Genomic DNA, 12,580 nt, shown 5'->3' with positions numbered 1-12,580 from the left:
CCCGGAGCGGGACGCGGCAGGCCGCCGCCGGTTTCCGGCCCCGCCGCCGGGTACTCGGGACCGCGATCCCGTCCGCCCCCTTCGTGGAGGTCCCGCCCATGCCCGAGTACGGCTACTTCCTGTCCTGCGAGCAGTACGGCCCCGCCGACCTGGTGGAGCAGGCCAGAATGGCCGAGCAGGCCGGTTTCCAGGCCCTGTGGATCTCCGACCACTACCACCCGTGGAACGACGCGCAGGGCCAGAGCGCGTTCGTGTGGTCGGTGATCGGCGCACTGTCCGAGGCGGTGTCGCTGCCGGTCGAGACGGCCGTCACCTGCCCGACGGTGCGGATGCATCCGGCGGTGGTGGCGCAGGCCGCCGCGACCAGCGCGGTGATGACCGGGGGGCGGTTCCGGCTCGGTGTCGGCAGCGGGGAGGCCCTGAACGAGCACATCCTGGGCGACCGGTGGCCGCCGGCGCACGTGCGTCTGGAGATGCTGGAGGAGGCGATCCAGGTGATGCGCCGGCTGTTCACCGGCGAGGAGGTCGACCACCACGGCACGTACTACACCGTGGAGAACGCGCGCCTCTACACCGTCCCCGACGAACCGGTGCCGATCGACGTCTCCGGGTTCGGTCCCAAGGCGACCTCGCTCGCCGCCCGCGTGGGCGACGGGTACATCACGATGATGCCGGACGAGGAGATGGTCACGCAGTACCGCAAGGGCGGGGGCGGGGCCAAGCTCGTCAGCGGCGGCACGAAGGTGTGCTTCGGGCACGACCGCGAGGAGTGCGTCCGCACCGTACGCGAGCTGTGGTACAACGAGCAGTTGCCCGGCGAGATGGGCCAGGTGCTGCCCACGCCGCGCCACTTCGAGCAGCTGGAGCCGCTGGTCACCGAGGACATGATCCGCGAGAACGTGGTGTGCGGGGACGACGCGGACCAGCACGTGGCCGCGCTGAAGGAGTTCGCCGACGCGGGCTTCGACCGGGTCTACGTCAACCAGATCGGGGCCGACCAGCGCGGCTTCTTCGACTTCTACCGCACGAAGGTGCTGCCGCAACTGCCGTAGCGGCGGGCGCGGGCCGTCACTACGGCGGCCCGCGCGCACGGCGGCGCCCGCACCTGAGCGTGCGGGCGCCGCCGTGTGCGCGTCGTCTACGCGCGGCCGGTTCAGAAATCGTGCTCCGAACCCTGCGGGCGGGACGCGCCCGGCGCGCGGGGCGGGCTCTGCGGCATCGGCGGCACGGACGGCGCCGGGGGCACCGGCGGCTGCGCGGACATCCGGGACGCCGCACCCCCCGGCATCGCGGCCCCGGCGGCGCGGCCGGGGGCCGCGGGACCGGAGGCGGCGGGCCGGGCCGCGCGGCGCAGCGCGTAGGCGGCCGCGCCGAGGACCGCGGCGGTGATCAGTGCGGCGGCCCAGCCGGGCAGCCCCACGGCGAGGGCCAGACCGGCGGCGAGCGCCACGGCCGCGCCCGCGTACAGGGCGACGGCGCCCGAGGCGGCGTACAGCAGGGCCGTGCGGCGCTGCCTGCGGGTCTGCTCACGCAGTTCGTCGCGCACCGTCTCGCGCGCCACCTGCGCCAGTTCCTCCACCAGGTGCTTGTCCAGATGTTCCAGGTGGTCCAAGTGGCCCAGGTGGTCCGGTCGTTTCGGATTCTCCAGTTGCTCCGAGCGTTCCATGTTCCGGCGGGTACCCGAACAGGCGTACGCGACACGGCGGTACGGCCCGGTCGCGGCGATCCCCCTGACGATCTCCCCCGCCCCGGCGCCCAACTAGGCTCTGCCGTATGGAGATTCTGGGAACCAGCCTGCGCGTCTGCGTCGACGACCTGGAAACCGCGGTCCCCTTCTACGAACGTCTGGCGGGCGCCAGGGCCCTCCGGTTCGGGCGCGGCGGGGTGGAGGTGGCCGCCGTCGGCTGCTTCCTGCTGATGAGCGGGCCCGAGGCCGAGCTGGAGGTGCTGCGCAAGGTGGCGGCGACCATCGCCGTCACGGACGTCGACGAGGCCCAGCGGGTGCTGACCGAGTTGGGTGCCCGCGTCGTGGCGGGCCCGGTCGCCACGCCCGGGGGCCGCAATCTGATCGCCGTCCATCCGGACGGGTCGGTGTACGAGTACGTGGACCGCCGCGGCTGATCCTCACGCGGGCCGCATCCGGAAGTCGTAGCGTGGCGGCGGCGGCCCGCCCGCCACCCGCTCCCACAGCCGGCCGATCCGCTCGTCACCCTCCCGCAGGTCGGCGACCTCGAAGCCGTCCTCGAAGACCGCCCGGGCCCGGTCGCGGTCCCCCTCCGCGAGCAGCAGCTCCGCCTCCAGCAGCCGGAACCGGCCCTGTGCCCGGATCGCCGGGAACAGCCGGTCCCACACGGCGCGCGCGGCGGCCGTCCGGCCGGTCCGCAGCAGCGCCTCGATCGTCTCCCGGCCGAGCGCGGCGGTGGCGGCGGTCCACTGCTCGCCCTGGTCGCGCCGCTCGTGGCACAGGTCGTCGAAGGCATCGGCGTACCGGTCGGCGGCCCGCTCGTGGTGGCCGCTCTCCTGGTCGGCGACGGCCAGGCAGCGCAGCAACGGCCACGGGGAAGGGGCGAGTTCGAGCGCGCGCTCCCAGCTGCGCACCGCCTGCGCGCGGTCACCGGCGTGCCACTGGGCGACCCCGAGGTGGTACTCGGCGAGCGGTGTGGCGGGTGCCGTCTCCAGCAGGTCGCGCCAGTGCGGGGCGACCAGGCTCTCGCCGGGCGGGCCGGCCCGGCGCGGCTCGGGGAAGGAGCCGGTGCGCAGCAGTTCGCGCCAGGGGTGCTGGGCGGCTGTGATCGTGGACCCGGGAAACGGCGTGCCGGGCAGTTTCCAGCCGGCGCGCAGCACTTCGAGGGCGCCCCAGCCGGATCCGGTGGCGAGGACCTCGTCCGGTTCGGCGTCGGCGTACGGGCGCCAGGCGGCGTGGGCGGCCTCGACGTCCGCGCGTGGCAGGACGGCCTCCAGCCGCTCCTCGGTGCGCCGTACGGCACTGTCCCAGTCCCCCGCCGGTGGCGGTGCGTCGAGCGGTCCGTAGGACTCCAGCCAGGCCACCTCGCTCTCCGCCTCCAGCCGGACGTGCTCCAGTTGGGTGCGGGCGAGTCCGGCCTGGATCTCGCAGTAGCCGCCGGTGCCGGGCTCGGTGAGCCACTGCTGCCAGCGGCGCCCGCCGGGGCCGGTGCCCCAGACGAACAGTTTGCGGCCGCTCAGCACGTCGGTGGAGGTCTGCACGAGACCGGTGCCGTCCTCGTCCAGCGCGGCGATCCAGCGGCGCCGCCCGGCCGGCACCTCGTAGAAGTAGTCGGCCGCGTACGGGCTGTTGAGGGGGTAGGTGCGGTCGGCGCCGTCGTGCACGGGGACCGGGACCCGGCGCAGCCTGCGTTCGTAGCCGAAGTGCCAGGCCTGCTCGGCGGGCGCGAGGACCCTGCGCTCCTCGGGGACGGCGGTGTTCGACCACCAGTAGGCGGGGACCGGTCGTTCGTGCGGGTTGCGGACGCGGACGCCGACGTGCAGGAAGTCGGAGCCGTCGGGCAGCCACAGGTCGACCTGGAAGGGCAGGTCGCGCAGTCGTTCCCACTCCCACAGGCGCAGCATGACCCCGCCGTCGGGGGCCGGGACGCGGGCGGCGTGCAGGGGCGCGCAGGAGAGGGTGGTGTGGCCGGTGGCCCCGATGTTCCATTCGATGCCGCCGGAGAACCAGGCACCGTTGAGGGCGAAGTCGGCGGGCTGGAACACCGGGTTGCGGTACAGGAGTTCACGGTCGGCGGGCTTGTGGACGAGGGCGGCGATCCGGCCGCCGAGGCCCGGCAGGACGGTGGCGCGCAGCCGGTCGTTCTCCAGGACGAGGGCGTCGATCCCGGTGGGCCGCCGCGTTCTGCCGTAGCCGTCGCGGATCCGCGCGGGCAGCACACTGCGCAGGGGGGCGTAGCCGAGCTGCCGGGCCATGTCGTGCGGCAGACCGGCCCTGTCCCGGTCCTCGATGCGGTGGGCGTCGTCCAGGGGGCGCAGCGCGGGGAGCGGGTTGTCGGGGCCCAGGGGTGCGGCGGGGAGCGTCAGTACCTCGCGTCGGATCGTCGTCACGATCACCATGGAACCCGGTCGCCGGGGAGCTGACCAGGGGCACCGGCGGTCAGGATTGCGCAAAGGCGCCCGCCGGGCCACCGCGCCCGGGAGGGACGCAAATGCGGTGGGCGGGCCCGCCGGGGCGACGTACAGTCGGTGCTTCGACCATGTCCGCGGCGACACGCCGGTGCGCTGGTGTGCCGGGGCGGTGGCGAAGGAGCACGAGAAGCGATGAGCGAGCAGCACACCTACCGGGTCATCGTCCGGGGTACCTGGGCCGGGCTGACCGAGGAGGCGCGGGCGCGGCTGCTCGCCGAGGCCGCCGACCACGGGATGATGAGCATGCGGTTCACCGAGGAGGGGACGCTGTCCTACGAGGCGGCGCCGCTGAAGCACTTCTCGATGCGCTTCGTCGTGGTGTCGGACGCCCGGGACGGCGAGGAGATGGCGGCGGCCGTCGCGGAGGACCGGGCCGAGAGCACCCTGCGCGGCCTCGGCTACGGTTTCGGCGAGCTGAGGTCGACCGTCACCGACCTCGACACCATGAAGGTCAACCGGAAGTCCGCGTCCCGGCGGTGAGCGCCCAGCGTTCGTGGTCGCGCCACGCCCCGTCGACGTACAGCATGTCCGGGGAGTAGCCCTCCAGGCGGAAGCCGCAGGAGCGGGCGAGCGCGATGGAGGCGGTGTTGCCCGGCTGGGCGTTGATCTCCAGCCGGTGCAGTCCCATCGGTCCGAAGGCGTGCCCGATGACGAGGGTCAGGGCCTCTTTCATCAGTCCGCGTCCGGCGGCGTGCGCGAAGGCGCCGTAGCCGAGCGCGCCGGAGAGGAAGGCGCCCCGGACGATGTTGTTGATGTTGATGAAACCGGCGAGGCCGCCGCCGGGCTTCTCGCAGACGAGGAAGCCGGCCCTGTCCTGCCCGTCGATCAGCCGCCCCGCGTAGGCGGTGTACGCCTCGGCCGTGGCGGGCGGGAAGAGCCACGGGCGGTGCAGCTCCGCGCTCTCGCGGACCCGGGCGGTGAACTCGGGGCCGTCCTCCTGGGTGAAGGGGCGGATGCCCGTGCGGGGCCCCTCGGCGAGGTAGCGGGACGCGGTGTGCGGCATGCCGTCACCTTACGCGAGGCGCCCTGACGTCCGGCCCGGTGTCAGTCCTGCACGACGGGCAGTCGCAGTACCCCGGTGTCCTCGGGGGAGCTGACCACGGTGACCGGCTTGACGCCGCGGTTGCCGAAGTAGGCGTCGTCACTGGCCGCGATCACGAACCGCAGCCGGTGCCCCTGCTCGAAGCGGTGCACGATGCCCGGCAGGGTGACGGTGAAGGGACGGGTCACGTCGGGCACGCGGACGGGGGCGACCAGCCGGTGCACGAGGGTGCGGGTGCCGTCGGGTGCCTCGTCGTACAGCTTGGCGAACAGGACGAGGTGGTCGGCGGCGTCGGCCGAACGCTGGGTGCGCTCGGCCTTCGGGGAGCGCACCCGCAGGGTGGCGCGGGGTGCGCCGACGACGTCGGTGGCCCGTGACAGCGGCTCGCTGGTCCAGGCGAGGTGGGTGCCGGCGAGGTCGTAGGGGGCGGGGTCGGGAAGGTTGATGATGCCCGCCAGGGAGCTTTCCGAATGGCTGGTGGGGACGAGCCAGTTGGTGTAGGTGCGGCTGCCGCGGGTGACCTCGTCGCGCCGGTCGACGAGTCTGCCGTCGCCGGAGAGGTACAGCGTCCGGCCGGGTGCGGGGAGGCGGTCCGCGCTCGCGTAGGTGTGAGCGGGGTCGGCGATCCAGTCGCGGTAGTAGGCGAAGTCGGGTCCGGTTCCGGTGATCTGGTCGCGGTGCAGGTAGCGGTCGAACCAGGCGAGGACGCGCCTGCCGACGTAGCTGGTCTCCAGGTTGCCCTGGGCGAGGTTCAGTTCGCCGGCGGCCGGGTCGGTCATGCCCCCGCTGTGGCCCCAGGACTGCCAGATCATCTTCGTCTCGGTGCCCTGTGCCTTGAGGGCCTGGTAGGTGGCGGTGGCCTCGTTGAGGTTGAAGAGGCTGTCGGCCTGACCCTGGACGAGCAGCGTGGGCGCCTTCACCCGGCCGAGGTAGGAGACCGGGGAGACGCTGTGCGCGTAGGAGAGCAGGCGCCGGGTGGCGTCCTCGGGGTAGCGGCCCGAGTCGAGGGTGCGGACGGTGTCGCAGGCCCGGGTCACGAAGTGCAGGCAGGTGAGGGAGTTGATCCGGGAGGGGTCGAGGGCGGGCTGGGTGAGCGGCTGGCTCTCGCCCATGAGGTAGAAGCCGTTGGTCCACTGCCATTTGAAGGCGCCGGGCAGGTCCGGGGCGCCGGCGGCGTTGTTGGGGTCCAGGGAGTAGGCGAGGTCGTTCCAGGTGATCATCGGGACGAGGGCGTCGACCCGGTGGTCCACGGCGGCGGTGGCCAGTTGCACGGCGCCGCCGTAGGAACCGCCGATCATGCCGACGCGCGGGTCGCCCGGGCCGTCGAGGGTGACGTAGCCGGCGCGGGTGCCGTCGTCGGCGGCGCGCCGGCCGCCGAGGAAGTCGATGAGCTGGGAGGCGGCCCGGCCGTCGATGTCCGGGTCGTCGAGGGAGATCGGGCAGCCCGACTTCCCGAAGCCGAGGCCGGAGTAGACGAGCGAGACGTATCCGCGCCGGGCGAAGGCCTTGCCGATGGCGTCGGTCGAGCCGTCGTCCTTGCTCCCGCCGAAGCCGTTGGTGGCGAGCACGGCGGGCGCCGGGTGCGCGGGGTCGGCCCCGGCCGGCCGGTACAGGTCGGCGTCCACGGTGCAGGTGCGCTCCCCCGCCCGGACGGTGAACCTCAGCGGTGTCACACCGTACTGGCCGTCGGCCGCCGCGGGGGCGGTGAGCGCCAGGGGCGCGCTCAGCGCGGCTGCGAGTGAGACGGCGAGGGCGGCGCAGGTTCTGGGCGCACGACGGGACACGAGACCTCCACACTGAGGGCGAGCGGCTACCGGCAACCCGTCTTACCAACCGGTAAGTAACCGGTCGGCAAGCCATGGTGTGACACGTGTCAGGCCGCGTCAATCGGTGCGACGGAGGTTTCTTGACGGAGATTCGGTGAGCGGCATGCGGGACCGCGCCTCAGCGCAGGGCGGGCCTGTCCAGCGTCAGCGTCCCCGCCTGAGCGTCGAGTTCGGCGGCGACCCCGAAGGGGATCGTCGAGGCGCCCGCGCAGTGCCCGAACCCGAAGTCCTCGGCGACGGGCACCCCGAGCGGGCCGAGCCGGTCGGCCAGCAGCGCCCGCACCCGGCCGGGCGCGCCGCACTCCTCCCACGAGCCCAGCAGCACCCCGGCGACGCCCTCCAGCCAGTCGGCGCGCAGCAGTTGGGTCAGGTAGCGGTCCAGTCGGTAGGTCTCCTCGCCCACGTCCTCCAGGCACAGCAGGCCGCCGGCCGCCGAGGGCCGCGCGTGCGGGGTGCCGAGTTCGGCGGCGAGCAGGGCGAGGCAGCCGCCGAGCGTCACCCCCCTGGCCCGCCCGGGGACCAGGGCCGTACCGCCGGAGGAGATCACGCGGACCGTCTCCGGCGCGAACAGGGTCGCCTTGAGGTGTTCCTGCGCCCGGGCGTTCTTGATGAAGTCGGCGCCGGCCGCCATCGGACCGTGCAGGGTGACCAGGCCCAGCCGCACGGCGAAGGCCTCGTGCAGCGCGGTGATGTCGCTGAAGCCGACGAACACCTTGGGCCCCGCCGCGCGCATCGCCTCCCAGTCGAGCAGGTCGGCCATCCGCTGCACGCCGTAGCCGCCCCGGGCGCACAGCACCGCGTCCACCGACGGGTCGCACCACGCCTGCTGCAGGTCGGCGGCCCGGTCCGCGTCGGTGCCCGCCAAATAGGCGAACTCACGGTGGCGGTCCAGCACATGGGGCGCCACCACGGGGTCCAGGTCCCAGCCGCGCAGCACGTCGAGACCGGCCTGCAGGCGTTCCTCCGGGACGGGACCGCTGGGGGCGACGACGGCGACGCGGGCGCCGGGGGCGAGCCGGGCGGGGCGCAGGAGTTCCTTCACGTGCCCAGCTCCAGCACCGGCAGGCCGGCCGGGGCGAGCCCGAACACCTGGGCGTACAGCGAGAGTTCGGCCTCCAGGGCGCGGACCATGGTGGCGGCGCGGCGGAATCCGTGCCCCTCGCCCTCGAAGGTGAGGTAGGCGTGCGGCACGTCGCGCCCCTTCAGCCGGGCCAGGAACCGCTCGCACTGCACCGGCGGGCAGATCACGTCGTCCAGTCCCTGGAGCAGCAGGAACGGCGCCGTGATCCGGTCGGCGTGCTCGGCGGGCGAACGCTGCGCGTACCGTTCGGGCACCTCGGCGAGCGGGCCGACCAGGCTCTCCAGGTACTGCGACTCGAAGTCGTGGGTCTCCCCCGAGCCCCACCCCGTCAGGTCGAGGATCGGGTAGAGGATCGTGCCGCAGGCGTAGACGTCGGTGCCGGCCAGGGAGGCCGCGGCGGTCCAGCCGCCCGCGCTGCCGCCGCGGATCGCCAGCCGGTCGCGGTCCGCGGTGCCCTCGTCGGCGAGGGCGAGCGCGACGGCCGCGCAGTCCTCGACGTCGACGACGCCCCACTGCTCGCGCAGCCGCTCGCGGTACTCACGGCCGTACCCCGTCGAGCCGCCGTAGTTCACCTCGGCGACGCCGATGCCGCGCGAGGTGAAGTAGGCGATCTCCAGGTCGAGGACGAGCGGTGACCGGCTGGTGGGACCGCCGTGCGCCCACACGACGTACGGGGGCAGCTCACCGGCGGGCGCGGCGCACTGCGGGTGGTGCGGCGGGTAGATGTGCGCGTGCACGTCACGGCCGCCCGGGCCGGTGAAGGTGCGCACCCGCGGTTGGGGGTAGTAGGCGGGGTCGACCGGGTCGCGGTGGGCGGCGCCGATCACCCGGGCCCGGCCGGTGCGGGTGTCCAGTTCGACGACCTCGTGGGAGCCGCGCGGTCCGGCGCCGACGGCGACGACACGTTCGCCGTGCACCGCGAGCGTGGCGTCGAACTCCCCCCAGGGGCCCGCCGCGTCGACGACCTCGCCGCTCTCCGGGTCGAGTATGCCGAGGGCGGTGGCGCCGCGGCCGTGCACGACGGCCACGAGACCGGTCTCCAGCGGGGCGAACCAGCGCTGCCCGAGCTTCCACAGCGGCCCGCCGAACTCCTCCTCGCGCGGGCACAGCGGGTGCCCGTCGCGGTACAGGTTCCACCAGCCGCCGCGGTCGCTCGCGTACAGCAGGGAGCCGTCGGCCGCCCACTCCGCCTGGGCCACGGACTCCTCGGGGCCGCCGGCGAGGGTGCGGGGCGCGGTGAGGCGGCCGTCCGCGTCCACCTCGGCCACCACGAGTTCCGTACCGTCCCAGGGCATCCTGGGATGGTCCCAGGCCAGCCACGCGGCCCGCCGTCCGTCGGGCGACAGCCGCGGCCCGGTCACGAACCGGTGGCGCTCCGCGGTCAGTTCCCGCACCGCGCCCCGGTCCCCGGCCGCCGAGCCGTCCAGCGGTACGGCGACGGGCACGCGCCGGACGTCGGTGGGGCCCTCGCCGGTGAACTCCTCCATCACGCACCAGACTTGACCGCGCTCGGCCCGCACCTGCGGTTCCGCCCAGCGCAGTCCCCCGCCCACCGCCGACAGGGGGGTGAGCGGCACCGGCTCGTCCGCGCCGGGCTGGAAGCGGTAGAGCCGCTGGTCGGCGAAGTGCACGAAGACGACGAGCACCGCGCCGTCCGCGACCGTCCCGGCCCAGGGGCGGCCGCCGTACTCGATGACCCTGCTGCGCACGTTCCACGGCGGCGGCAGCACGGACTCCTCGGTACCGTCGGCGCGCCGCCGCACGAGTGCCCGGCGGCCGCCCTCGGCGGGCCGCGGCTCGGTCCACCACACCTCGTCGCCGACGAAGTCCACGAACTCCGGCTTGCCGTCGTGCGCGGCGGCCAGGGCCGCGTCGATCGGCGAGGGCCAGGAACCGTACGGCAGGCTCTGCACTGTTTCCTTCTCCCAACTCGCTCAGGACGTCCGCAGGAAGCGGTCGAGCACGCGGACACCGAAGTGCAGCGCCTCGACGGGGACGCGTTCGTCGACTCCGTGGAACAGGGCGTCGTAGTCGAAGCCCTCGGGCAGCTTCAGCGGCGAGAAGCCGTAGCCGGTGATGCCGAGCCGCGAGAACTGCTTGGCGTCGGTGCCGCCCGCCATGCAGTAGGGCACGACGTGCCCCTCGGGCGCGAACTCCTCGACGGCGGCCCGCATCGCGGCGAACGTCGGCGAGTCGACCGGCGCCTGGATCGCCACCTCGCGGTGGTGGAACTCCCAGTCCACGTCCGGGCCGGTCAGCAGGTCCAGGGTGGCGCGGAACTCCTCCTCGCCGCCGGGCAGGTACCGTCCGTCGACGTGGGCGACGGCCTCGCCCGGGATGACGTTCACCTTGTAACCCGCCTCCAGCATGGTCGGGTTGGCGCTGTTGCGCAGCGTCGCCTCCACCAGTCGCGCGGCGGGGCCGAGCTTGTCGAGCAGCGCGTCCACGGTGTGCGGGTCGGCCTCCAGGCCGTACAGGGCGGCGAGTTCGCCGAGCGCGGCGCGGACGGTCGGGGTGAGCCGCAGGGGCCACTGGTGGGCGCCGATCCGGGCGATCGCGGCGGCGAGCCGGGTCACCGCGTTCTCCTTGTTGACGCGGGAGCCGTGCCCCGCCCGGCCGCGCGCGGTCAGCTTCAGCCAGGCGGTGCCGCGTTCCCCGGCGGCGATCGGGTAGATCTGCCGGCCGGCGCCGTCGTGGAAGGTGTACGCGCCGGACTCGCTGATGCCCTCGGTGCAGCCCTCGAACAGCTCGGGGTGCTCGTCGGCCAGGAAGCCCGAGCCGTCCTCGGCGCTGGCCTCCTCGTCGGCGGTGAACGCCACCACGAGGTCCCGGCGCGGCCGCAGGCCCTGCCGGGCCCAGGAGCGGATCACCGAGAGGATCATCGCGTCCATGTTCTTCATGTCGACCGCGCCCCGGCCCCACACCACGCCGTCGCGGACCTCCCCGGAGAAGGGGTGCACGCTCCAGTCCGCGGCCTGCGCCGGCACCACGTCCAGGTGACCGTGCACGAGCAGTGCGGGCGCCGAGGGGTCGGTGCCCTCGACCCGGGCGACGACGTTGGTCCGGCCCGGCGTGCGCTCCAGCAGCACCGGCTCCAGACCCGCGCCGGCCAGTTGCTCGGCGGCGTACTCGGCGGCCGGACGCTCCCGGCAGTCGCCGCCGCCCCGGTTGGTGGTGTCGATCCGGATCAGCTCGGAGGTGAACCGGACGACCTCGTCCAGCGCCTGCGCGTCAGCCATACTGCTCCTCGATGGCGGCCGAGGCGATCGTGGTGACCGCCTTGAAGGTGCGGATTGCCTCGTACATCGTGGCGCTGGTGTAGACGGCCTTGCGCTCACCGGCGCGCGCCACGCCGGGGACCACGGTGGCGGCCATGGCCAGGTGCTCGGCGTCGAACTCCACCGCGACGGTGAACGGACCGCCCTGCACGGGCTCGCCCCGGACCGCCAGCGACGCGGCCTTCGCCGCGGCAGCGCGGATGTCGGCGGCGGTACGGGCCGGCGTCCGGCAGACCGCCGCGTACCGCGACACATGGTCCTTGACCGCGACCTTCAGCGCCTCGGGCGCGTAGCCCAGCGCGTCCTCACAGGCCACGTCGTCGCCGGTGACGAGGACCACGGGCACCCCGTACTCGGCGACGACGTGCGCGTTGAGCAGTCCTTCGCTGGCCCGTACGCCGTTCACCCACACGCCGGTGATGGAGTTGGCGAGGTAGGTGTGCGCGAGGACGCCCTCCATCCCGGCGCCGGCGTGGTAGCCGACGAAGGCGATGCCGTCGACGTCGCCGTGCTGCACGCCCTCCACCATGGACAGCGACTTGTGGCGCCCGGTGAGCATCTGCGCCCGCTCGTCCAGCTCCTCGAGCAGCAGGTTGCGCATGGTCCAGTGCGCCTCGTTGACGAGGACCTCGTCCGCGCCGCCGTCGAAGAACCCGAGCACGGCGGCGTTGACGTCCGAGGTGAACATCGACCGGCACCGCTCCCACTGCGGCGTCCCCGGCAGCACGTCGGCCGGCCAGGTCACACCGGTGGCGCCTTCCATGTCGGCGCTGATGAGGATCTTCATGGGGCGCCACGTTACGCGTCGGCGGAGCGCCCCGGAACTGCCGCACGCCGAGTTGTCCGCAGCCATGGCGCCACCGGACCGAGGTCACTAGGTTTAAACTCGAACTCCCGAACGGGAGTTCACCCATAAGAAGGAGCTTGCTTCCGTGGCGAGAAGCCGAGCAAGGACGAGGTCAAGTCCAAGGTCGACAAGCTCTACGAGCAGGCGGAGCAGGCCACCGAGAAGTACAACGGGGCCAAGGAGAAGCAGCAGAGGCTCCAGAGGGAGATCTCCACCATCCAGGACAACGTCGCCCGCGGTCAGCAGGAGCTGAACAAGCTGCGCGACGGCCTCGGTTCGATGGCGGCCGGCCAGTACCGCTCCGGCGGCATCGACCCGTCCCTCCAGCTCTTCCTCTCCTCCCACCCGGAC

General features: G+C 73.6%; 11 protein-coding genes and 1 pseudogene. 4 read left to right on the top strand and 8 right to left on the bottom strand.

All coding sequences use genetic code 11. The features are described from left to right. The first annotated feature begins 98 nt into the window (after window positions 1-98). Window positions 99-1,052, top strand: a complete 954-nt coding sequence (locus IG64_RS20105; RefSeq protein ID WP_037858329.1) for an LLM class F420-dependent oxidoreductase — start codon at window positions 99-101, stop codon at window positions 1,050-1,052. A gap of 101 nt (window positions 1,053-1,153) precedes the next feature. Here IG64_RS20105 and IG64_RS20100 read toward each other — a convergent pair whose 3' ends face one another. After that, window positions 1,154-1,621, bottom strand: coding sequence for a phage holin family protein (locus tag IG64_RS20100; protein ID WP_037858327.1), 468 nt, complete (start codon window positions 1,619-1,621; stop codon window positions 1,154-1,156). 152 nt (window positions 1,622-1,773) lie between these two features. Between IG64_RS20100 and IG64_RS20095 the strand changes: the two genes are divergently transcribed. Then, window positions 1,774-2,121 (top strand): VOC family protein, encoded by a 348-nt coding sequence (locus IG64_RS20095; protein ID WP_037858187.1) that lies wholly within the window; start codon window positions 1,774-1,776, stop codon window positions 2,119-2,121. Between the two features lie 3 nt (window positions 2,122-2,124). Here IG64_RS20095 and IG64_RS20090 read toward each other — a convergent pair whose 3' ends face one another. Continuing rightward, window positions 2,125-4,083, bottom strand: coding sequence for a DUF5107 domain-containing protein (locus IG64_RS20090; protein WP_037858185.1), 1,959 nt, complete (start codon window positions 4,081-4,083; stop codon window positions 2,125-2,127). 204 nt (window positions 4,084-4,287) lie between these two features. Between IG64_RS20090 and IG64_RS20085 the strand changes: the two genes are divergently transcribed. Beyond that, complete coding sequence (locus IG64_RS20085) at window positions 4,288-4,635, top strand: DUF6204 family protein (protein ID WP_037858184.1); 348 nt, start codon at window positions 4,288-4,290, stop codon at window positions 4,633-4,635. Here the strand turns inward: IG64_RS20085 and IG64_RS20080 are convergent. The 6 genes from IG64_RS20080 to IG64_RS20055 form a co-directional block, all read right to left on the bottom strand. Next, complete coding sequence (locus IG64_RS20080; RefSeq protein ID WP_037858183.1) at window positions 4,607-5,158, bottom strand: GNAT family N-acetyltransferase; 552 nt, start codon at window positions 5,156-5,158, stop codon at window positions 4,607-4,609. The two genes, IG64_RS20085 and IG64_RS20080, sit on opposite strands and share 29 nt — an antisense overlap. Window positions 5,159-5,199: 41 nt before the next feature. Next, a complete protein-coding gene (locus IG64_RS20075) occupies window positions 5,200-6,981 on the bottom strand; it encodes a CocE/NonD family hydrolase (RefSeq protein WP_037858180.1) in 1,782 nt (593 codons plus the stop codon). A gap of 160 nt (window positions 6,982-7,141) precedes the next feature. Then, entirely contained in the window at window positions 7,142-8,065 is a 924-nt protein-coding gene (locus IG64_RS20070; RefSeq protein WP_037858178.1) for a S66 peptidase family protein, read from the bottom strand. Beyond that, entirely contained in the window at window positions 8,062-10,017 is a 1,956-nt protein-coding gene (locus tag IG64_RS20065; RefSeq protein ID WP_037858177.1) for an LpqB family beta-propeller domain-containing protein, read from the bottom strand. Before IG64_RS20065 ends, IG64_RS20070 begins: the two co-directional genes overlap by 4 nt. 21 nt (window positions 10,018-10,038) lie before the next feature. Continuing rightward, window positions 10,039-11,343 (bottom strand): M20/M25/M40 family metallo-hydrolase, encoded by a 1,305-nt coding sequence (locus IG64_RS20060; protein ID WP_037858175.1) that lies wholly within the window; start codon window positions 11,341-11,343, stop codon window positions 10,039-10,041. Further along, a complete protein-coding gene (locus IG64_RS20055; RefSeq protein ID WP_037858173.1) occupies window positions 11,336-12,169 on the bottom strand; it encodes a M55 family metallopeptidase in 834 nt (277 codons plus the stop codon). The genes IG64_RS20060 and IG64_RS20055 overlap by 8 nt, the downstream gene beginning before the upstream one ends. 150 nt (window positions 12,170-12,319) lie before the next feature. Here IG64_RS20055 and IG64_RS42285 point away from each other — a divergent pair. Beyond that, a pseudogene (locus tag IG64_RS42285) lies at window positions 12,320-12,580 on the top strand (coiled-coil domain-containing protein); the annotation flags it as partial.

This window comes from Streptomyces sp. NRRL S-340 (assembly GCF_000720185.1).
In the GTDB taxonomy this organism is placed as follows: Bacteria; Actinomycetota; Actinomycetes; order Streptomycetales; family Streptomycetaceae; genus Streptomyces.
The sequence above is the reverse complement of the archived record's forward strand: the minus strand, read 5'-3'. Positions and strand labels throughout refer to the sequence as shown.